Source organism: Serratia sp. 25CWL12 (genome assembly GCF_055790885.1).
The window spans coordinates 257,884-279,437 of the sequence record NZ_CM147698.1; the positions used below are offsets into that span (position 1 = coordinate 257,884).

Below are 21,554 nucleotides of genomic sequence, written 5' to 3' on the forward strand. Positions count from 1 at the left end.
ATGACGTTAAGCAAACAACAGGTTGTCGAGTGGTTGATGCAGTGCGGTGAAGTGTTTACCCGTGAGCGTGATTTTCTGACCCAGTTGGATACCGATATCGGTGATGGCGACCATGGCCTGAACATGAACCGTGGTTTTAACAAGGTGGTAGAGAAACTGCCTTCTGTGGCGGATAAGGATATCGGCTTTATTCTCAAGAATACCGGTATGACGCTGCTTTCCAGTGTTGGGGGCGCCAGTGGCCCGCTGTTTGGTACCTTCTTTATTCGTGCCGCTCAAGAGGCTAATGCCAAGCAGAGTCTGGATCTGGCGGAATTGAAGCAGATGATCCAGGAAGGGGCTGAAGGGGTCATGATGCGTGGTAAAGCCGAACCGGGCGATAAAACCATGTGTGATGTCTGGGGGCCGGTGGTAGAGAGCCTGAACCAGTCACTAGAACAGCAGTTGAGTCTGCCACAAGCGTTGCAACAAGCTGCAGTACGTGCCGAGCAAGCAGCACAAGCCACCATCACCATGCAGGCCCGTAAAGGGCGTGCCAGCTATCTTGGGGAGCGTAGTATTGGCCACCAGGATCCGGGTGCGACTTCCGCCATGTTGATGATGCAAACATTGGCTGAAGTAGTGGGGGCTGCTGGATGATTAATATTGTTGTGGTTTCGCACAGTGCTCGGTTGGCTCAAGGTATTGAGCAGCTTGCCCGTCAGATGATGAACAGCGAGGGGTGTAAACTGGCACTGGCGGCGGGGGTTGATGATGAAGAACACCCGATCGGTACCGATGCGATTAAGGTGATGGAAGCGATCGAATCGGTGTCTGATGCGGCCGGGATCGTTGTGCTGATGGATCTTGGCAGTGCGCTATTGAGTGCTGAAACCGCACTGGAACTGCTTGATCCAGAATTGTCTGCACGAGTGACATTGTGCTCAGCCCCTTTGGTTGAAGGGACTTTGGCTGCCGTTGTGGCGGCCAATGCCGGCGGTAACCTGGAACAGGTGCTGGCGGAAGCGCAGGGTGCGTTACAGGGTAAACAGGCACAACTGGGTGAACAGCCCGTTGCCAGCAAACCGATAAGTCTGCCATTGAATCAGGGTAAGAGCCTGAGTTGGCAGGTGCAGAATCCACATGGGTTACATGCCCGCCCTGCCGCTCGCTTGGCAGAGGCATTAGCGCCCTTTGATGCTGAACTGGTGCTGGAAAAACAGGGGCAGTGTGCCAACCCACGTAGCCTGAATCAACTGGCGATGTTGCAGGTTCGTCATGGTGATACTATCCGTCTGATTGCTGATGGTAATCAGGCAGATGAAGCCCTGGCTGCTTTCAAAGTATTGGCGGAACAGCATTTCGGTGAAACGGTTTCCGAGCAACAGCAGCCTTCGTTGCATGGTATTCCGGTGGCGGAAAGTGTGATCAGCGGTCCGATATTCCAAAACCGCAGTTTTTGGCCTCAAGTCGAGTCGCGCAAGATAGGTGTTGATGACGTGCTCAATGAGCAACAGCGTCTGCGTACTGCACTGCAGCACACGCTCAATGACCTTGACCAACTGGCGGATCATGCGGCTCAGCTTATCGGTAGCACACAGGCGGCGATCTTTGCCGCGCACAGTATGTTACTTGATGATCCTGACCTGCAGCAGGCAGCCTATAACCGTATTGCCGAACAGCTATGTACCGCTGAACAGGCATGGCAACAGGAGCTGGAGCAGGTAGCCGCTGATTACCGGGCATTGGATGATGACTATTTGCGGGCACGTGAACTGGACGTGCGTGATGTCTTGCGCCGTAGCTTATGCCACCTGCAACAGCAGCCGATTCAAGCGATCACACTCAGTGAGCCTTCGATTCTGGTGACGGATGAATTGATGCCTTCAGAGGTGGTGATGCTGGAACGTCGTCGGGTACTGGGTATTTGCCTGAGTGGCGGCAGTGCGTTGTCTCATGCGGCTATTTTGGCTAAAACCATGGGGATACCGATGGTTGTTGGCGTAGAAGAGTGCATGAACAAAACCCACAGCGGCCAGAAGGCAATGTTGGATGCAGCGCGTGGAACATTACAGCTGAGTCATTAAGCACGCTGTTTGAACTGGCGGATATCAATTTGCAGTTGTTTGATTTTCCGCCAGAGAGTGGTGCGGCTGATCCCCAGTAGCTGCGCCATCTCATTGAGTTGCCCATGGCTGACATTCGCCACACGGATAATAGCCTGCCGTTCCATTTCTGCCAGCGTCAACAAGGGCATGACCGGTTGCGTATCACTTTCCAGTAAGGGTTGTTGACTGAGTAAGTGAGAAGGTAAATCCGCCAGTTGAATATGATGATTGTGGCAAATCATGGCCGCACGCTCTATCACCCCTTTCAGTTCTAAATCGTTCCCTGGCCACAGATATAATCCTAATTGAGTCATCACTTCATCATCCACCCGAAAGCGGCATTGAAAGTGTTGTTCCAACGCACGTAGATGGTGGAGTACCAGCAATGGAATGTCACTAAGGCGCTGACGTAGTGGCGGGATTTGAATTTCGAATGCCTGCAGACTATAGAACAGTTGGCGGCGGAAACGATTCTGTTGCACCAAGACTGGCAGATTAGCAGCGCTGGCGGCAATTACCCGGACATTCACCGGGATCACGTGACTGGAATTCATACGCATGACCACGCCGGTTTTTAAAATCTGCAACAGGGCGGATTGCATCGTCAGCGGCAGATATTCGATCTGTTCAAGATACAGCGTACCCCCGTTGGCCAGTTCAAATTTGCTGAGCTGACCCGCTTCCTCTTCACTGGCATCACTACCCAGCAGTTCTTTTAGCCCTTGTTCTTCTGGCAGCAATTGGCAATTCAGCGCGATATAGGGCCCAGCCGCCCTGTCGCTGGCGTTATGAATAGATTGACTCACCAGCTCTTTACCCACCCCCTCTTCACCACACAGCAAAATAGGGTGATGGCCTTTCGCCGCTTGCTGACCATAGCGGATCAAGCGGCGCATCTCTTGTGTACCTGAAGGCATCTGTTCGAAGGTGTGACTCACCCGGCTGATTTGGCTACTGACATATTGATGCAGCCGCTCAAACGGATGCAATAGGGCAATAAAGCTGCAATGTTCCCCATCAGGGATCGGTTTAAGCGTTAATAAGGTGGCGATAAACTGCCCCTGATTCTCGAAGGTGACTTCAACATGTTGCAATGCCTGGCGTTGAGCAATAGCCCGGTTCAGCAACGCAGGCAAGGTCAGCAACTGAGAGAGTGGTTTACCCTGGCTTTGCTGTTCATGCAGTTTCAGCATAGTGGCGGCACGGTGGTTGATGTATTGCAGATAACCACGGTGATCCCAAGCCATAACGCCATCGTCAACGCTATCGAGCAATCCATTGAGCTGATTCAGATGGCGGTTGGATTCAGCCAGCAAACTATCGGCGCTCAGGGCGTTACCAATTTCTCTGGCAATGGCCAGGATCAGTGAGAGGTCGCTGGCACTAGAGTCCGCCAGTTGGCAACCGAGTGCCAACGTCCCGCGCTGCCGACCATTGTTATCATAAACCGGGGCGGCGCAAAATGACCAATTGTGCAATGCCTGGCGGACATGCTCACTCCCGTAAACTTGTATTGGGTGACCTTCTGATACTGCCAGTGCAGGGGCATTGGTGCCAATATCCCCTTCCGTCCAGTATGCGCCAGAAGTAAAGCCCAGTTCGAGCAGTTGTTCACGGGTGGTGTCATCGCCACATTGCCAGAGTGTACAGCTGCTCTCATCGAGGATCATCAGCACACAATGACGCTGCTCCATATATTCCCAGGCATCTTCTAATGCTGCTTGACCGAGGGTGATGAAGTCGTCTTTACGCTGGAAGATGGAATTGAAGGTGGTCCCCAACGCACAGTGAGGCGCTCTCCAGACCGTGGGTTGCATCAGAGTACGGCAACGTAACCAGGAAGCATAAATGGCCGGTGAGGGTTGATCTGCTAGTGTTAGGGTACCTTCGGCGATCAGGCGTTGCCAGCGAGAAGCGTTCTCCATCAGTTCTTATCCAGCCTTGAAATCATCGGAAGAGAATAATAACACTGAATAGTAGAATGAGGGCAGCAACGTATTAAGCAAAAAGGACAAAACAAAAAGCACAAAACGGAGCTAGCGAAGGCTAGCCCCGTGATGGAAGTGATCAGCGGGTTGGCGCGGTGGTGCGGCTGTTTTCTGGTCTGGTGGTGGTGGCACCAGCGGCATAGGCATCTTGCTCAGCCGTTGAGGGTGCGACCGCCTCTGGAGAGGTTGAGATCGGTTTGCCCAAAGCTCCGTTCAACATCATCAGATCATTTTCATTCAAGGTGCCCTGGGCCAATTGAATTCTCAACTGATTGGTCAGATAGTCGTAGCGAGCCTTGGAAAGCTGTTGCTTGGCGTTATACAGCGCTGTAGTGGCATTCAACACGTCAACAATCGTCCGTGTTCCCACCTCATAACCGGCCTCTGTTGCATCCAATGAGCTCTGGGCAGAGACTTCTACCTGCTTATAGGCACTGATACTACTGATGGATGCAGAAATATTGTTGAAAGAGGAACGAACCGTTTGTATCACACTGCGGTGCGCACTTTCCAACTGCTCACTGGCCCCGACAAAATTGTACTGCGCCTGTTGTACTTGGGCGTTGGTTATCCCACCGTTATAAATTGGCACGCTGAGATTAACCCCAATCTTGTTCTGACCAATATCTGAGTCAGGTGTGTTGTTTTGCGAACCACCAGTTCGGGTATTGGTGATCCCACTGGAAGCGGTTAAATCAACGGTTGGCATATAGCCTGTCTGTGCCGCTTTAATCTGTTCGCGCGCCAAATCCTGGCTCAGACGGGCAGATAATAGATTCAGGTTACGGTTTTCAGCCTGTTTCAACAGATTGTTGACGGCATCTGGGCGCTTGGTGGTGAACTTGCCCGTATCCAGTGAAGAGAGTTCCGCGTAATAGGTGCCGGTGATTTGGCGTAATGCTTCTAATGCGTTATCAAGATTGTTACGTGCGGTGACTTCTTGGGCCAGAACGGTATCGTAGTTGGCACGGGCGTCTTGCACATCGGTAATTGCCACCAAGCCGACGTTAAAACGTTGGGTAGTTTGATCCAGTGTCCGGTAAACCGCCAATTTATTCGCTCGAGTAAAAGAGAGCGAATCAATGGCTTGTAGCACGTCAAAATAGGCTGTCGCCGTATTGAGTATCAACTGTTGGGCTGAGGTTTGGTAGGCGACATCAGTAATCCCGGCGCTTTTTTCCTGAATTGTCAGGGCACGCCATTTAGACATGTCAAACAGGGTCTGAGTGAGCGCCAATGATCCGCCGGTGGTATTACTGTTGGTATTGCTGGCATCACGAAAACCGCTGTTATGCGTATACCCGGCGGTGAGTCCCAGTTGCGGCAGCAAGGGGCTGCGTGAAATATTGATACCTTCATAGGCAGCATCACGATCGGCGGCGCTTTTACGCAGGTCCGGGTTACTTTCCCTGGCCTGTTTGTAAACTTGTAGCAGGTTTTCTGCTGAACTCATGGTACTAAAGCCGCTCAGGCTCAGGCCGATAATAAAGGGGAGCAGTTTTTTCATTTGCATTCCTTGTTGTGCAGCAATATGGCGATCTCAAATAACAGGTGAACTCTCATGAGTTTGTTGTAGAACTGCTACTTGTATCAGTTCGAGATACGTTAGTGCTGACGATAGACGAATAGTTGCCAATTCTAGCAGAGACTGTAGTTTACTTAATGTGACTTAATGTGCCATCTGACAGAACTTTTACTTTTCTCGCTGCCAGGTTAACTGACACTTGGCTGTTTGCATCGGTATCATCTGCATATCATGGTTCACAATCTAGCATAAAGTAGGGCAGGATAGCCCTACTGTTTCTGTTACCAACATAGCTTAGCATCATTGCACAGGAGAATTGGCACATGAACCGTTCACAACCTTCCCCCGTTACTCTCGGTAAGAAAGAGGTAGAAATTATTGCACGAGAGACGCTATACCGAGGTTTTTTTTCCCTTAATTTATATCGGTTTCGCCATCGCCTGTTCAATGGTGAAATGAGTGGTGAGGTAACACGCGAAATTTTAGAGCGTGGTCATGCGGCAGTCTTGTTACCTTATGATCCGGTAAGAGACGAGGTGGTGTTGATTGAACAGATACGTATCGCCGCCATTGAGACGTCTGAAACTCCATGGCTACTGGAAATGGTGGCCGGTATCATTGAAGCCGGGGAAAGTGTTGAAGAGGTTTGCCGCCGTGAAGCGTTAGAAGAGGCGGGTGTGGTGGTTGGGCGCTGCAAACCGGTATTGAATTATCTGGCAAGCCCAGGGGGTACCAGTGAGCGTTTGTCGATTATGGTCGGCGAAGTGGATGCCCTAATGGCTGAAGGGATCCACGGGTTGCCTGAAGAGAATGAAGATATTCGCGTTCATGTGGTCAGCCGTGAGCAAGCTTACCGTTGGGTTGAAGAAGGGGTGATTGATAATGCGGCCTCAGTGATTGCATTGCAGTGGTTGGCATTACACCATCAACAGCTAAAAGCGGAATGGAACAACTAAATGCAAAAGCGCTATACCCCTGATTTTCCTGAAATGATGAGATTGTGCGCGATGAATTTCGCACAATTGCGGCGTTTGCTGCCACATAACGATGAAGTTGATGAAAGCGTTACTTATCAGGTTAATGGCGTTCACTACCGTTTGACTATTATGGAAAGTACACGTTATACCTCTTTAGTGCAGATTGAGCAGGTCCAGCCCGCAGTCAACAGTTGGAGCCTGCCGAGGATGACGGTTCGGCTATATTATGATGCAATGGTTGCGGAAGTGTGTTCCAGCCAGCAGATCTATCGGTTTAAAGCGAGTTATGATTATCCGAATAAAAAGTTACATCAACGTGATGAAAAGCATCAAATTAACCAGTTTCTTGCTGATTGGCTGCGTTACTGTTTAGCGCATGGAGAGATGACGGTTCAGGTTATTTAGTACCCTGTGGGGTTTAGGCTGCAGCTTGAATGGCGACGAGTAGATACCCAAGTTCATTCAGGTTGCAGGTAGGCGGCAATTGAACGAAGCCCCGGGAGCTTACTCAAGTAAGTGACTGGGGTGAGTAAAGGCAGCCAACAACCCTGCGGCTTGAATGGCGAAGGGTATAGAGAGACTGAAATAGTAAAGGACACCATTTGGAAAGCCTGTTTAGACTGCCTGTGGCTGGTGGGGCCAAGGTCAGGATTTTACAAATAACTGATACTCACCTTTTTGCCAGCCAGAGTGAGACTTTGCTTGGCATTAACACTTATTCCAGTTATCACGCCGTGCTGGATGCTGTCATCGCACAGCAGTGTGAATATGATTTGGTGGTAGCGACGGGAGACTTGGCGCAGGACCATTCGTTGGAAGCATATCAGCACTTTGCTGCGGGCATGAAACGTTTGCCAGTGCCTTGTGTTTGGCTTCCGGGTAATCATGATTTTCAACCCGCCATGGTGTGTGCGCTGGCTGAGGCGGCTATTTCACCCTCCAAGCAGGTACTGGTGGGTGAGCACTGGCAAATTCTGTTACTGGATAGCCAGGTGTTCGGTGTGCCTCACGGAGAGTTGAGCGAGTATCAGTTGGGGTGGATGGAACGCTGTCTGCAGGCGTATCCTGAACGTTATACCCTGTTGCTACTGCATCACCATCCGTTACCCTCAGGCTGTACTTGGCTCGATCAACATGGCCTGCGCAACCCGCACGTGCTGGCGGCTATTTTGTTGCGCTACCCTAAGGTCAATACCTTATTGTGTGGGCATATCCATCAGGAGTTGGATCTGGATTGGTATGGGCGGCGGTTATTGGCCTCCCCCTCCACATGTGTGCAATTCAAACCGCATTGTACTAGTTTTACTATTGATGCGGTTTCTCCTGGTTGGCGCTATCTTGATCTACTGCCGGATGGCCGGGTGGAAACCCAGGTATTCCGGCTGGAGAACGATGATTTCCGCCCCGATATGGATTCGGACGGTTACTGATGTCTTCAACACTACTCTATTTGCACGGTTTTAACAGTTCCCCGCTCTCTGCCAAAGCGAGTTCATTGAAAGCCTGGCTGGCAGAGCATCACCCTGATATCGAGATGCTGGTACCTCAGTTGCCAGCTTATCCAGCCGATGCGGCAGAGATCCTCGAAGATATGGTCATGTCGCGTGCAGGGCAGACGATGGGGATCGTCGGCTCTTCGTTAGGGGGTTACTATGCCACCTGGTTATCACAATGTTTTGTTCTGCCAGCGGTGGTGGTCAACCCGGCAGTGAAGCCCTTTGAGTTGCTGATTGACTATCTTGGGGTTAACGAGAACCCCTACACCGGGCAGCAATATGTGTTAGAGTCACGCCATATTTACGATCTGAAAGTGATGCAGATTGAACCTTTAGAGTCGCCAGATTTAATCTGGTTGCTGCAGCAAACCGGCGATGAAGTGCTCGATTATGGTCAGGCAGTGGCTTATTACAGTGCCTGTCGCCAAACAGTAGAATCGGGTGGCAATCATGCTTTTGTCGGTTTCGAGCACTACTTCCCACAGATTGTGGATTTTTTGGGGCTGTGAAACCTTAACCACGAAAATAATCAACGATGACTCAATCCAGCTATAACGCAGATGCCATTGAAGTACTCAGTGGCTTAGAACCAGTGCGCCGTCGTCCCGGTATGTATACCGATACCACGCGCCCAAACCACCTTGGTCAAGAGGTGATTGATAACAGCGTCGATGAAGCGCTGGCAGGACATGCCAAGCGTATCGACGTGATCCTGCACGCCGACCAATCGCTGGAAGTGATTGATGATGGCCGAGGTATGCCAGTCGATATCCACCCGGAAGAAGGGGTGCCAGCGGTGGAGCTGATCTTGTGTCGTTTGCATGCTGGGGGCAAGTTTTCCAATAAAAACTACCAGTTCTCGGGTGGTTTGCACGGCGTGGGCATCTCTGTGGTAAACGCCCTGTCGAAACGGGTGGAAGTTAACGTTCGCCGTGATGGCAATGTGTACAGTATTGCGTTTGAAAATGGCGATAAAGTCCAGGACCTGGAAGTGACGGGTACCTGCGGCAAGCGTAATACCGGTACCAGTGTTCATTTCTGGCCAGACGAGCAGTTTTTTGACAGCCCACGGTTCTCGGTTTCCCGCTTGAGCCATCTGCTGAAGGCCAAAGCAGTACTGTGCCCCGGCGTTGAAATCTACTTTATCGACAAAATTAACAATACCGAGCAGCGTTGGTGCTATCAAGATGGCCTGACCGACTACCTGATGGAAGCGGTGAATGGCTTGGTTACGTTGCCGGAAGCCGCCTTTGTCGGTAATTTTGCCAGTGATGTCGAAGCGGTGGACTGGGCGCTATTGTGGCTACCGGAAGGCGGGGAGCTGTTGACAGAAAGCTACGTCAACCTGATCCCGACCATGCAGGGCGGGACGCATGTTAATGGCTTGCGCCAGGGGTTACTGGATGCCATGCGCGAGTTTTGTGAATTCCGCAATATTCTGCCTCGCGGGGTGAAACTTTCAGCAGAAGATATTTGGGACCGCTGTGCCTATGTGCTCTCGGTGAAAATGCAGGATCCGCAATTTGCCGGCCAGACCAAAGAACGCCTCTCTTCCCGCCAATGTGCGGCTTTTGTCTCTGGGGTGGTAAAAGATGCTTTCAGCTTGTGGCTGAACCAGAATGTTCAGGCAGCTGAACAACTGGCAGAACTGGCGATCTCCAGTGCTCAACGTCGTCTACGGGCGGCGAAGAAGGTGGTGCGTAAAAAACTGACCAGTGGGCCGGCATTGCCGGGCAAACTGGCGGATTGCACCTCGCAGGATCTGAGTATGACCGAGCTGTTCTTGGTGGAAGGGGACTCGGCAGGGGGCTCGGCCAAACAGGCACGCGATCGGGAATACCAAGCGATCATGCCGTTAAAAGGTAAGATTCTGAATACCTGGGAGGTCTCTTCCGACGAGGTGCTGGCCTCACAAGAAGTACACGATATTTCAGTAGCGATCGGTATTGATCCCGACAGTGATGATCTGAGCCAATTGCGCTATGGCAAAATCTGTATCCTGGCGGATGCGGATTCCGATGGTCTGCACATTGCCACACTGCTGTGCGCGCTGTTTGTGCGCCACTTCCGTTCATTGGTGGTCGGTGGTCATGTCTATGTGGCAATGCCGCCGTTGTATCGTATCGACTTGGGTAAAGAGGTGTATTACGCCCTGGACGAAGAAGAGAAGGCCGGGGTATTGGATCAGTTGAAGCGCAAGAAAGGCAAACCGAACGTACAGCGGTTTAAAGGATTGGGTGAAATGAACCCGCTGCAATTGCGTGAAACCACACTGGATCCTAATACCCGTCGTCTGGTGCAGTTGACCATCAATGAAGAAAACACGGCACAAACCATGGCGATTATGGATATGTTGCTGGCGAAGAAGCGTTCAGAAGATCGGCGTAACTGGTTGCAGGATAAAGGCGACACGGCCGAACTTGATGTGTGATGCTGGTGGGGGAGGTCTCTCCGTTGCTGTTCAAGTGGCAAGGGGGGACTGAACCCGGTAACCCAGGGTGGGGCGCATGAAAATCACGCTTGAAGAGTTATTGGCTTATACGACGGTGGTCGACAGTGGCTCGGTTACTGCGGCTGCTGAATTGTTGGGGCAGACCACCTCCGGCATCAGCCGTGCCCTTAGCCGTTTGGAAAAGAAACTCGATACCACCTTATTACGCCGTACCACCCGCCGCCTGACCATGACCGAAGAAGGGCAAAGTTTTTTAGTCCATGCGCGAGAGATTATTAACGCCGTGGATCATGCCGAAGAGCAAATGGCACTACGCCGCCAGATCCCGGCAGGCCGCTTGCGAGTTAATGCGGCGGCCCCCTTTATGGAACATGTTATCGTGCCGTTGGTGCCGGGTTTTCGGCAAAATTTCCCGCAGATTGAGTTAGAACTGAATACCGATAACCGGATTATCGACTTAGTGGAAAAACGCACCGATATTGCCATTCGTATCGGCATATTGCGAGACTCCACCATCCATGCCCGTTTGCTGGGCACCAGCCAGGTACGCATTCTTGCCAGCCCGGATTACCTTGCCCGTTGTGGCACCCCACATAGCATAGAAGCCTTGAGCCACCATTGTTTGCTGGGTTTTACCCAACCTGAATCACTTAACCAGTGGCCGCTACGTAATCATCAGGCGGAGTTCTTTACCATAACCCCCACCTTATCGGCATCCAGTGGTGAAACGCTACGGCAACTGGCGCTATGTGGTGTGGGCATTGTGCGGTTGGCTGATTTTATGACGCGGCAAGATCAGCAAGCTGGGCGGTTGATCCCACTATTGACGGAAGAAACGCTGGTGGTACGGCAGCCGATCAATGCTGTCTATTACCGTAATACCCCATTAGCGGCACGTATTACCTGTTTTCTCGATTATGTGAGCACACATATTAATGAGCAGACGTTATAGATAATATACTCGTCATACTTTAAGCTGCTTGGTTGTTGGCTTCAATTACTCGCCTCGTCCATGAGGCTCGCCCCTATCGGGGCCGCCGCAAGCAGCGTTCAAATCCACTCCAGATGGATTTGTCGTTCACCCTAGTCACATAGTTAGCTATGCTCCTAGGGATTCGCTCAGTTGCCGCCTACAAGCAACTCGAATTATTTAGAGTATATTTTATTATCCATCTAAAATCCTAATGAATATTACTTATTTATCATTTAAATGAATGATTTATTTTGGCTTCCGTTTACTTCCGTTTTCTATAACAATACATGAGTGTTGTCACTTTTTTATTATTACATCCGGTTATTATCTGGTGGAAAGAATTTTATTATGATGTTTAGAGAAAAAAGGCAGGAAGTTATTCTGGGGTTGTTGGATAAAAATGAAAGTTTGAGTGTTAATTACTTGGCCAGGTTCTTTTTTATTTCCAAAGAAACCATTCGTAAAGACTTAAGTGAGTTGGCTGAAAAGGGCGTTATTCAACGCTATCATGGTGGGGCGAGAATATTACGCCGGGTACTACTGTCAGAAATCAGTAAAGCGAATCAGTTAAATATTGAGGCGTTACTGAAGAAAATTAACAGCCAGAAAGCGATAAATCAAAAAACAGCACGGGGAGATAAAATGACCGGACAGGTCTGTATTTTAGGTTCGTTCAATATGGATATTGTATCGAAGGTGGCTCGTTTTCCTCATGGTGGGGAGTCGATCATGGCCACCAGCAACACGTTGTGTCCGGGCGGCAAGGGGGCAAACCAGGCACTGGCCGCCAGCTTTGCTGATGCTAACGTTCACTTTGCCTGTAAAGTGGGGGATGACCAATTCGGTCAACTGGCTTATGAGCATCTCTCATCCTCAAATATTGACAGTTTAACGCTTTATAAATCGGCGACACAGCCAACCGGAAGTGCAGTCATTTTTGTCTCGGAGCAAAATGGCGAGAATATGATTGCGATTGATTCTGGTGCAAATAAAACCGTAACCGAAGATGAGGTGGCACGGTTAGAGCCCCATTTAAAACAAGCGGGGATCTTGTTAGTACAGTTGGAGAATAATATTGATGCAACCATTAACGCGATTATGTTAGCTAAAGCGTTAGGGGTTAAGGTTATTCTTAATCCCGCGCCATACTCTGACGGAATATTACCGTATTTACATCAAGTCGATATTGTCACCCCTAATGAGACCGAGGCCTCATTACTGTCTGGAATCCAAGTTTGTGATTTAAACAGTGCCCGTCAAGCGGCAGAGGTGATCGCCAGCCACGGGGTGAATACGGTGCTTATTACCTTGGGGAGTAAGGGCTCATTATTGTATGAAAATAACAAATTCAGCCATATTCCCGCATTGCCGGCGCTGGCTGTTGATACCACTGGTGCGGGGGATGCCTTTAATGGGGCTTTGAGCGCTGCAATCGCCAAAGGGAAAAATACCCATCAGGCGGCAGTCTATGCCACGGCATTTGCCTCGCTGGCAGTGGAACGGGAGGGGGCGTCCAATATGCCGTCTCACCAGTCGGTGTTACAGCGTTTATCACAGCATTAATGCTTCATATATAAGCCAACAAATAAAAAGAGACGATAAAGATGACAAAAAAAATCATTTTAGACTGCGACCCAGGTCATGATGACGCAATCGCCATATTATTGGCTCATGGCAATCCAGATATTGAGTTACTGGCGGTGACCACGGTAGTGGGTAATCAGACGCTGGAAAAGGTGACCCGCAATGCCTTGGCGGTGGCCCGTATTGCCAATATTACCGGGGTGCCTTTTGCTGCCGGGTGCCCACGCCCACTGGTACGTCAAATTGAGCTGGCACCCGACATTCATGGGGAGTCGGGCATGGATGGCCCGGTATTGCCCGCACCGACCTTAGCGCTGGATCCCCGCCATGCTGTGGATTTGATTATCGAGACCATCATGTCTCACCCAGCAGGGACGATTACCTTAGTGCCAACCGGTGGCTTGACGAATATCGCCCTGGCGGCAAGAAAAGAGCCGCGCATCGTTGAACGAGTCAAAGAAGTGGTGTTGATGGGGGGCGGTTACCATGTGGGTAACTGGAGTGCCGTGGCCGAGTTTAATATCAAGATCGATCCTGAAGCGGCCCATATTGTCTTTAATGAGAAGTGGCCACTGACCATGGTGGGGCTCGACCTGACACACCAAGCCCTGGCAACGCCAGAGGTGGTGGAAAAAATTAAAGCGGTTGGCACATTGCCCGCACAGTTTGTCGTTGAGTTATTGGAGTTTTTCAGTACCACCTATAAACAGGCGCAGGGCTTTGACTACCCACCGGTGCATGATCCTTGTGCTGTCGCCTATGTTATCGACCCCAATGTGATCACCGTAAAAAAAGTGCCAGTGGATATCGAGCTGACCGGTACGTTAACCCTGGGAATGACCGTGGCCGATTTCCGTTCTCCACCGGCGGCGGATTGTCATACCCAAGTCGCCGTTAAACTCGACCATGATTATTTCTGGCAGATGGTGGTGGACGCGCTAGAACATATTGGTGAGGTAACGACCTAATGCAGAACTCATCAGCTAACTCCGTCAGTATTAGTGCATTAATGGTCGCATTACTGGCAGCCTGTACCGCATTCCAGTTAAACGCCAGTATGTTAAGCCCGGTATTGGTGACGATCGCCAAGGAATTAAACACCAACGATGCCGCCGTGGGCTTATCTCAGACGGCATTTTTTACCGCCGCTGCGTTGTTTTCCCTGTTTCTCCCACGGTTAAGCGACATTATTGGGCGTAAAAAAGTCCTGATCTGGATGTTGGTGATCATGACATTGGGCACGGTGTTGGCAGCGATAGCACCCAATATTACCGTGCTCTATATTGCGCGTATTATTCAAGGGGTATCCGGCCCGGTTGTGCCGCTGTGCTTGCTGATGTTGCGCCATGAGATTGCTGACCCTAAGAAATATGGCATGTTGATGGGGGTGGTGACGGCAGTTAACGGCGGGATTGCGGGCATCGATGCCTTTTTAGGGGGCGTATTGGCCACCCACTTTGGTTTTCGCTCGGTATTCTGGTTGATTACGGTGGTTGCAGTGGTGGCTGCGGGTTGTGTCGCCAAATGGGCGCCTGAATCTAAACCTTCTGCGGGCAGCAAAATGGATTGGCTTGGGGTCACCCTGTTGGTGGGTTCCTTGGCATGTTTATTACTGGCACTGAATGAAGCCGGTAAATTGGCGCAGGCAAACGGCTTGATGATCAGCGGGCTGGTTATCGTTGCTTTGCTGCTGTTTATGCTCTTCTGGAAAGTGGAAACTCACTTAGTGCAACCGCTGGTGACCACCGCGCATTTAAAACAGCGCAGCACCTGGGCGCTACTGTTGACCACGACACTCACCATGACCGGTATATTTGCAGTGATTAATGGCTTGGTGATGTCTTACGCACAAAACAAAGAGGTAGGTTTTGCGCTGGAAGCGGACTGGGCATCGTTAATTTTACTCACACCTTATGCGTTAGTGGGCTGGTTGGTCGGGCCATTCTCTGGTCGTTTTGCGCCGGGAATCGGTTATAACACCGTATTACGCCTAGGGCTGGTGGGCAGTATTATCGCCATTGCCTTGATGATGTTCTTCGGCCTGAACTCGTTAACCATGCTAGTGACCTGCGCGGTATTGATCGGCATTACCTATGCGGGAACCGGCAATATCATGCTGAATGGTCTAGGGATTGTGTTATCCCCCAAAGATAACCCCGGGTTTCTGCCGGGTATGAATGCCGGTGCATTTAATCTGGGGGCCGGTTTAAGCTTCGCTATTCTACCTGCAGTGCAAATGGTCAGTGATAGCCCGAGTGAAGGCTACTTTAATGGTATGTTGGTGGGGCTAATAATTACTGTTATGGCGCTATTATCTTCACTACTGATACCCCGGCCAGTCAGTGCCGAGATTAACGGTTGATGTTTATCGCCATCACCTTGCTGGTTGCCGGGTGATGGCGTGATGAGCCAAATCAGTCATGGAGTTGCTGTTTATATCGTCGGGGGCAGGGTATCAGGGATCATTGATGTAGTGCGTCATAGACAGCGTCAAATAGGGAATTTTCGACCATGCTTGACGCTCGTTGATGAGTGTCTCACCACCCATATCGATATAGTACTCGGCTCCATCCTTGCTACGATAAGCGACGGTGCGGGATTCCCAGCCACAGCAGACAAATTTTAATGGCTTGAGGTTGAATGTCTGGATAGCCCAGGCTTCCACTTGGGGTAAATCGTTACCCGTTACGCGATAGGTTGCTTCAAGATAATCGGTGTTTCTATCATGGTGTTTGGCACAACCTTGGAATTTGACGTCAGGACGTGACAGGCCGAGCTGATGTAAAAAGTCACCGCATTCGAGTGGCGGATGTGCGACTGGTGCGGCATTTGCGTTGAAGTGGAGCCCAATAACGGCAAAAAAAAACGCCAGATATTTCATTACGATCTCCGTTTATCTGAGTCGTTTACTTGCCAGGTTATAGACCTCACTGTCTTCACGTTTACCCACGGCGACTACGGCAATAATTAATTCATTATCGATTACCTGATATACCAGCCTAAAGCCGGATGCTCGAAGTTTAATTTTGTAACAGCCCGGCATTCCCCTCAGCTTTGCCGAAGGGATATGGGGGTTTTCCGTGCATTTTTTCAGCTTTTTCGCAAACTGCTGCTGTATGGATTGGTCAAGATTACCCCATTCCTTAAGTGCATCCGTTCTGAACCTGACTCTGTAGCTCATAGATAGCTATCTAGGTCGATGTCATGTAATGCCTGTTCTGAACGCTGTTTGACCAGATTAGCCAGATCCTGGTCATCAATATACTCCAGCATCTGTTCGTAAAGTTTTGCAGGGACACAGTAGAATGCCGGCTGGTTACGATTCAGAATGGCTACCGGATAACCATCACCTGCATTGACCGTCGCCATGGGGTTTGTTTTGAGCTCAGTGATACTGGCTGTTGTGTTGCTATGAATGATGCTAGGCATAAATCCCCCGGGAAAAAACCAGTTAATAGGTTTTATTGTATCATATGGAAACCGATTAACCCGTTTTTTGGCGATCATTTGTCCGTTTTTATCCGGTGTGCCGTAAAACCCCGTCCTTCAGGGCGAGGATATAAGGCACGGTTTTCTACCTAACTTGGTGTTTGCTGTTGCTCAATGTATTGCCTGATGATGGATATTGGCGATCCGCCGCAGCTACTGGCAAAGTAGCTCGGCGTCCACAGAACACCTTTGTAGTAATACCGAGCTGCAATGTCAGGACGATCACGACGAAGTAATCGGCTAGACACACCCTTGAGGCTGTTAACAAGATTTGATACCGCTAACTTTGGTGGGTAGTTAATCAGCAGGTGAACGTGATCGCCTTCGCCGTCCATCTCGACCAGTTCAACCTCGAAATCAGCGCATACACTGGCAAAGTAATTTCGTAGCTTCTCGATAGCATCCTGATCAAATACTCTGCGTCGATACTTGGTAATAAAGACCAAGTGAACATGCATCAGGAAAGTACAATGTCTTCCTCGACGAATATCAATTTCTTTTGTCATAGGCCAAGAGTATAATTGTGGGAATGAAGCGACTGCAAGCCTTTAAATTCCAGTTAAGACCCAATGGTCAGCAAGAGCGTGATATGCGGCGCTTCTCTGGGGCTTGTCGTTTTGTTTTTAACCGCGCACTGGCGTTACAGAATGAAAATCATGAGGCGGGAAACAAATACCTTCCCTATGTAAAAATGGCCGCATGGCTGGTTGAGTGGAAAAAAGAACCTGAAACTCAGTGGTTGAAAGAGTCACCTTCTCAGCCTTTACAGCAGGCGTTAAAAGACCTTGAGCGAGCCTATAAAAACTTCTTCCAAAAAAGAGCCTCATTCCCACGGCTTAAAAAACGTGGTCAAAGTGATTCATTCCGCTATCCGCAAGGTGTGAAGCTCGATCAGGAAAATAACCGTATATCGTTGCCAAAACTGGGCTGGATAAGCTACCGCAACAGCCGTGAGGTTGTTGGCGAGGTGAAAAACGTCACGGTTAGCCAGTCATGCGGTAAGTGGTACATGAGTATTCAGACTGAATACGAAGTCACTGAACCGGCTCATACCTCAACATCGATGGTAGGTCTTGATGCTGGCGTAGCAAAACTCGCTACGCTCTCTGATGGCACTGTGTTTGAGCCTGTAAACAGCTTTAAAACCAATCAGAAGAAAGTTGCCAAACTTCAGCGTGAAATGAGCCGTAAGGTGAAGTTCAGCAACAACTGGAAGAAGGCAAAACGCAAAGTACAAAACCTGCACTCTCGTATCGCAAATATTCGCCGCGACTACCTTCACAAAGTCAGTACGACAATCAGCAAAAACCACGCAATGATCGTCATTGAAGACTTGAAAGTTGCCAACATGTCAAAGTCGGCAGCGGGTACGGTAATCCAGCATGGGCGCAACGTCCGTGCAAAATCAGGCTTAAACCGTTCGATATTAGATCAGGGGTGGTACGAACTTCGCCGCCAGCTTGAGTACAAACAGCTCTGGCGCGGTGGGCTGGTGCTGGCGATTAATCCAGCCTACACCAGTCAGAAATGCGCTTGCTGTGGTCATACAGCGAAAGAAAACCGCCAGTCACAAAGTCAGTTCGAGTGTCTGGAATGTGGCTATACAGAGAACGCCGATATAAACGGCGCTCGTAATATTTTAGCGGCGGGGCACGCCGCGTTAGCCTGTGGAGAGATGGCAGCTTTAGGCCGCTCGATGAAGCAGGAACCCACCGAGGCGAGTCAGGCTTCGGTCTGAACGCTGTAGGGATCCTCACCCTTTAGGGCGGGGAGGATGTCAATGGGCAAATGATCACTTAAAACAGTCAGAATTGCCTGTTGGTTTACTCAGTCAAGTCCAGTGGATTTTCCGCGTGTTAAGCAAAAACCTCACCCAGATGGGCACGCCAACGGGCGATATCACTGGCAACATCCGGCTGTTTAATTACGTTGTTACAGATAAAGGTCGGTAGTGCTTCCATCCCCAAGAACTGGTTGGCTTTGTGAAAGTGCAGGTAAACCCCATCAACACCGACGCCGTGGAAGAACTGTTCCGGGTCGGTAAATGCTTCTAAGGGGGCGTTCCAGGTCAGGCTCAGCATATACTTTTTCCCCTGAACCAGGCCGCCGGAGCCATATTTTTTACTGTCGTCGGAACGCGTCCGCCCATCGCTGGCGTAAAGTGTGCCGTGGCCTGCGGTGAACACCTCATCGATATACTTTTTCAGGATCCACGGTTCCCCCATCCACCAACCGGGCATCTGGTAAATAACGGTATCGGCCCAGAGGAACTTTGCTACCTCAGCGTCGATATCATAGCCATCATCAACCACCGTCACCTGAACCTGGTGCCTGGCATCACGCAGATAACTTTCTGCAATGTCGCTCAGTGTCTGGTTCAGTTGCCCGTTGGAATGGCCGAATTGCTTCTTGGCATTAATGATCAGAATATTGCTCATGGATAACGGGTCCTGTCAGAAGAAAAAAATGTTATGGCACATCACCAGGTGTCAGGCCATAGGATGGTTGGCAGTGTAATCCTTCAGTAAACAGAAAAAAATGTGATGTGAAGCATAACAGTGTTGACTATTAGTCAATATAACGGCGAGATCAGTGACATCATTGCACTAACCATGCGTCAACTGTGACAGCCACCCGGTAGATGAGTTACTATCGCCGGCAGAATCGACCTTTTGTCGTCTGAGGACATTTGAGTAATGAGTGAATTGACTCATGATGGTGTTGAGCGTCTACCGCTGCACACATTCACTGAAAAAGCCTATCTTGACTACTCCATGTACGTCATCATGGATCGGGCGCTGCCTTATATTGGTGATGGTTTAAAGCCAGTACAGCGTCGCATTATCTATGCCATGTCGGAACTGGGGCTTAATAATAGCGCCAAATTCAAAAAATCCGCCCGTACCGTCGGTGACGTGCTGGGTAAATACCATCCCCATGGTGATAGCGCTTGCTATGAAGCCATGGTGCTGATGGCACAGCCCTTCTCTTACCGTTATCCGTTGGTGGATGGGCAAGGGAACTGGGGGGCACCGGATGATCCCAAATCCTTTGCCGCCATGCGTTATACCGAATCTCGCCTGTCAAAATATGCGGAAGTGCTACTGGGTGAACTGGGCCAGGGGACGGTGGAATGGGGGCCGAACTTTGATGGTACCATGCAAGAACCCAAGATGTTGCCTGCGCGTTTGCCGAATATCCTGCTGAACGGCACCACCGGTATTGCGGTGGGGATGGCAACGGATATTCCGCCACACAACGTGCGCGAAGTGGCGGCCGCTGCTGTGGCGTTGATCGACAAACCGGGTGCTTCACTGGACGATCTGCTAGCGTTCGTACAAGGGCCGGACTACCCGACGGAAGCGGAGATCATCACCCCCAGCGAAGAGATCCGCAAAATTTACCAGCAGGGTCGTGGTTCGGTGCGGATGCGCGCGGTGTGGAAAAAAGAGGATGGCAGTGCGGTGATCACCGCTTTGCCACACCAGGTTTCTGGTGCCAAGGTGTTGGAGCAGATTGCCAGCCAGATGCGCGCCAAAAAACTGCCGATGGTGGAGGATCTGCGTGATGAGTCCGATCACGAAAACCCAACCCGCCTGGTGATTGTGCCGCGTTCTAACCGGATTGACTTGGAGCAGGTAATGAACCACCTGTTTGTCACCACTGATCTGGAACGCAGCTACCGTATCAATATGAACATGATTGGTCTGGATAACCGCCCCCAAGTTAAAGGGTTGGTGGAAATCCTGACTGAATGGCTGAGCTTCCGCCGTGAGACGGTGCGTCGCCGGTTGAATTATCGCTTGGAGAAGGTGCTTAAGCGGTTACATATTTTGGAAGGCTTACTGATAGCGTTCCTTAATATTGATGAAGTGATCCACATTATCCGCAGTGAAGATGAACCCAAACCGGTCTTGATCCAGCGTTTTGGCATCTCCGACACGCAGGCAGAAGCCATTCTGGAGCTGAAACTGCGTCATCTGGCCAAACTGGAAGAGGTGAAGATCCGCGCCGAACAGGATGAACTGGCGAAAGAGCGCGACCATCTGCAGGCCTTGTTAGCCTCTGAGCGCAAACTGAATAACTTGATCAAAAAAGAGATCCAGGCAGATGCGCAGGCTTATGGTGATGATCGCCGTTCGCCATTGACAGAACGTGAAGAAGCCAAGGCGATGAGTGAGCATGACTTTGTGCCTTCCGAACCGGTGACCATTGTCTTGTCGCAAATGGGCTGGGTACGCAGTGCCAAAGGCCATGATATCGACCCAAGTGGCTTGAGCTACAAAGCCGGAGACAGCTTCCGAGCGGCTACACGCGGCAAGAGCAACCAACCCGTGGTGTTTATTGACTCCACCGGGCGCAGCTATGCCCTTGACCCAATGACATTGCCTTCAGCACGTGGGCAAGGTGAACCGTTGACCGGCAAACTGACACCACCACCAGGGGCGACCATTGAACAGGTGTTGATGGCGGCTGACGAGCAGAAATTGTTGATGGCCTCGGATGCGGGTTACGGATTCGTGTGTACCTTCAACGATCTGGTGGCCCGTAACCGTGCGGGTAAAATCATGATTACCTTGCCGGATAACGCGAGCGTCCTGCCGCCGATGGTGATCAACAGTGATGACGATATGTTGTTGTCTATCAGTACTGCTGGCAGGATGCTGTTGTTCCCGGTCGCGGATCTGCCGCAGCTTTCAAAAGGGAAAGGCAACAAGATTATCTCTATTCCAGCCGCTCAGGCGGCGAGCGGTGAAGACAAACTGGCTTGGTTGTTTGTGTTACCACCGCAGACGGCGCTCACCTTGCATGTCGGTAAACGTAAGTTGAAGTTGCGGCCGGAGGATTTGCAGAAATTCCGTGCTGAGCGTGGCCGTAAAGGCACCTTGCTCCCACGTGGTCTGCAACGTATTGACCGGGTTGAATTGGATATGCCGGAGTCACTGTCCCTTGGGGATAGCGAAGAGTAAGGGGCTGCTGTGG

Annotated in this window: 20 protein-coding genes; 13 read left to right on the forward strand and 7 right to left on the reverse strand. The window is 50.5% G+C overall.

What is annotated here, in order from left to right; genetic code table 11:
* A complete protein-coding gene (dhaL, locus tag ACX9GV_RS01195) occupies positions 1-639 on the forward strand; it encodes a dihydroxyacetone kinase subunit DhaL (protein WP_023489696.1) in 639 nt (212 codons plus the stop codon).
* Entirely contained in the window at positions 636-2,066 is a 1,431-nt protein-coding gene (gene dhaM, locus ACX9GV_RS01200) for a dihydroxyacetone kinase phosphoryl donor subunit DhaM (protein WP_023489697.1), read from the forward strand. Before dhaL ends, dhaM begins: the two co-directional genes overlap by 4 nt.
* Here dhaM and dhaR read toward each other — a convergent pair.
* Together dhaR and tolC are read right to left on the reverse strand one after the other, a co-directional pair.
* The gene (gene dhaR, locus ACX9GV_RS01205; protein ID WP_473196764.1) at positions 2,063-4,012 is read right to left on the reverse strand and encodes a dihydroxyacetone kinase operon transcriptional regulator DhaR; all 1,950 of its coding nucleotides are present in this window, start codon (positions 4,010-4,012) and stop codon (positions 2,063-2,065) included. The two genes, dhaM and dhaR, sit on opposite strands and share 4 nt — an antisense overlap.
* A 142-nt stretch (positions 4,013-4,154) precedes the next feature.
* Positions 4,155-5,582, reverse strand: coding sequence for an outer membrane channel protein TolC (tolC, locus tag ACX9GV_RS01210; protein WP_473196765.1), 1,428 nt, complete (start codon positions 5,580-5,582; stop codon positions 4,155-4,157).
* Between the two features lie 341 nt (positions 5,583-5,923).
* On the opposite strand from tolC, the gene nudF reads away from it, so the two are divergent.
* From nudF to uriT, 9 genes are all read left to right on the forward strand, one after another.
* Positions 5,924-6,556, forward strand: a complete 633-nt coding sequence (gene nudF / locus ACX9GV_RS01215) for an ADP-ribose diphosphatase (RefSeq protein WP_023490684.1) — start codon at positions 5,924-5,926, stop codon at positions 6,554-6,556.
* Positions 6,557-6,982, forward strand: coding sequence for a DUF1249 family protein (locus ACX9GV_RS01220; RefSeq protein WP_023490683.1), 426 nt, complete (start codon positions 6,557-6,559; stop codon positions 6,980-6,982). It begins immediately after the preceding gene.
* A gap of 197 nt (positions 6,983-7,179) precedes the next feature.
* Positions 7,180-8,007 (forward strand): 3',5'-cyclic-AMP phosphodiesterase, encoded by an 828-nt coding sequence (gene cpdA / locus ACX9GV_RS01225; RefSeq protein ID WP_473196766.1) that lies wholly within the window; start codon positions 7,180-7,182, stop codon positions 8,005-8,007.
* On the forward strand, positions 8,007-8,582 hold the full coding sequence (yqiA, locus tag ACX9GV_RS01230; protein ID WP_023490681.1) for an esterase YqiA: 576 nt from the start codon (positions 8,007-8,009) through the stop codon (positions 8,580-8,582). Before cpdA ends, yqiA begins: the two co-directional genes overlap by 1 nt.
* 26 nt (positions 8,583-8,608) lie before the next feature.
* Positions 8,609-10,504 (forward strand): DNA topoisomerase IV subunit B, encoded by a 1,896-nt coding sequence (parE, locus tag ACX9GV_RS01235; RefSeq protein ID WP_023490680.1) that lies wholly within the window; start codon positions 8,609-8,611, stop codon positions 10,502-10,504.
* Positions 10,505-10,580: 76 nt separating this feature from the next.
* A complete protein-coding gene (locus ACX9GV_RS01240) occupies positions 10,581-11,477 on the forward strand; it encodes a LysR substrate-binding domain-containing protein (protein WP_473196767.1) in 897 nt (298 codons plus the stop codon).
* Between the two features lie 372 nt (positions 11,478-11,849).
* Positions 11,850-13,061, forward strand: a complete 1,212-nt coding sequence (gene rbsK, locus ACX9GV_RS01245) for a ribokinase (protein WP_473197947.1) — start codon at positions 11,850-11,852, stop codon at positions 13,059-13,061.
* Between the two features lie 41 nt (positions 13,062-13,102).
* Entirely contained in the window at positions 13,103-14,050 is a 948-nt protein-coding gene (gene uriH, locus ACX9GV_RS01250) for a uridine-preferring nucleoside hydrolase UriH (protein ID WP_023489182.1), read from the forward strand.
* A complete protein-coding gene (gene uriT / locus ACX9GV_RS01255; RefSeq protein WP_023489183.1) occupies positions 14,050-15,444 on the forward strand; it encodes a uridine transporter UriT in 1,395 nt (464 codons plus the stop codon). Before uriH ends, uriT begins: the two co-directional genes overlap by 1 nt.
* Before the next feature lie 93 nt (positions 15,445-15,537).
* Here uriT and ACX9GV_RS01260 read toward each other — a convergent pair whose 3' ends face one another.
* The 4 genes from ACX9GV_RS01260 to tnpA form a co-directional block, all read right to left on the reverse strand.
* The gene (locus tag ACX9GV_RS01260; protein WP_473196768.1) at positions 15,538-15,963 is read right to left on the reverse strand and encodes a DUF4952 domain-containing protein; all 426 of its coding nucleotides are present in this window, start codon (positions 15,961-15,963) and stop codon (positions 15,538-15,540) included.
* A 12-nt stretch (positions 15,964-15,975) separates the two neighbouring features.
* Complete coding sequence (locus ACX9GV_RS01265; RefSeq protein WP_023489185.1) at positions 15,976-16,263, reverse strand: type II toxin-antitoxin system RelE family toxin; 288 nt, start codon at positions 16,261-16,263, stop codon at positions 15,976-15,978.
* Positions 16,260-16,511: a type II toxin-antitoxin system Phd/YefM family antitoxin gene (locus tag ACX9GV_RS01270; protein WP_037384612.1), complete on the reverse strand. Its 252-nt coding sequence runs from the start codon at positions 16,509-16,511 to the stop codon at positions 16,260-16,262. Before ACX9GV_RS01270 ends, ACX9GV_RS01265 begins: the two co-directional genes overlap by 4 nt.
* Before the next feature lie 149 nt (positions 16,512-16,660).
* Positions 16,661-17,077: an IS200/IS605 family transposase gene (tnpA, locus tag ACX9GV_RS01275; protein ID WP_473196769.1), complete on the reverse strand. Its 417-nt coding sequence runs from the start codon at positions 17,075-17,077 to the stop codon at positions 16,661-16,663.
* A gap of 23 nt (positions 17,078-17,100) precedes the next feature.
* On the opposite strand from tnpA, the gene ACX9GV_RS01280 reads away from it, so the two are divergent.
* Positions 17,101-18,309 carry an RNA-guided endonuclease InsQ/TnpB family protein gene (locus ACX9GV_RS01280; protein WP_473196770.1) on the forward strand — a complete coding sequence of 403 codons (1,209 nt, stop codon included), beginning with the start codon at positions 17,101-17,103 and terminating at the stop codon, positions 18,307-18,309.
* Between the two features lie 118 nt (positions 18,310-18,427).
* Here the strand turns inward: ACX9GV_RS01280 and ACX9GV_RS01285 are convergent, their stop codons facing one another.
* Positions 18,428-19,009 (reverse strand): NAD(P)H-dependent oxidoreductase, encoded by a 582-nt coding sequence (locus tag ACX9GV_RS01285; RefSeq protein ID WP_473196771.1) that lies wholly within the window; start codon positions 19,007-19,009, stop codon positions 18,428-18,430.
* A 258-nt stretch (positions 19,010-19,267) separates the two neighbouring features.
* On the opposite strand from ACX9GV_RS01285, the gene parC reads away from it, so the two are divergent.
* Positions 19,268-21,541, forward strand: coding sequence for a DNA topoisomerase IV subunit A (gene parC, locus ACX9GV_RS01290; RefSeq protein ID WP_473196772.1), 2,274 nt, complete (start codon positions 19,268-19,270; stop codon positions 21,539-21,541).
* Positions 21,542-21,554: the final 13 nt, after the last annotated feature.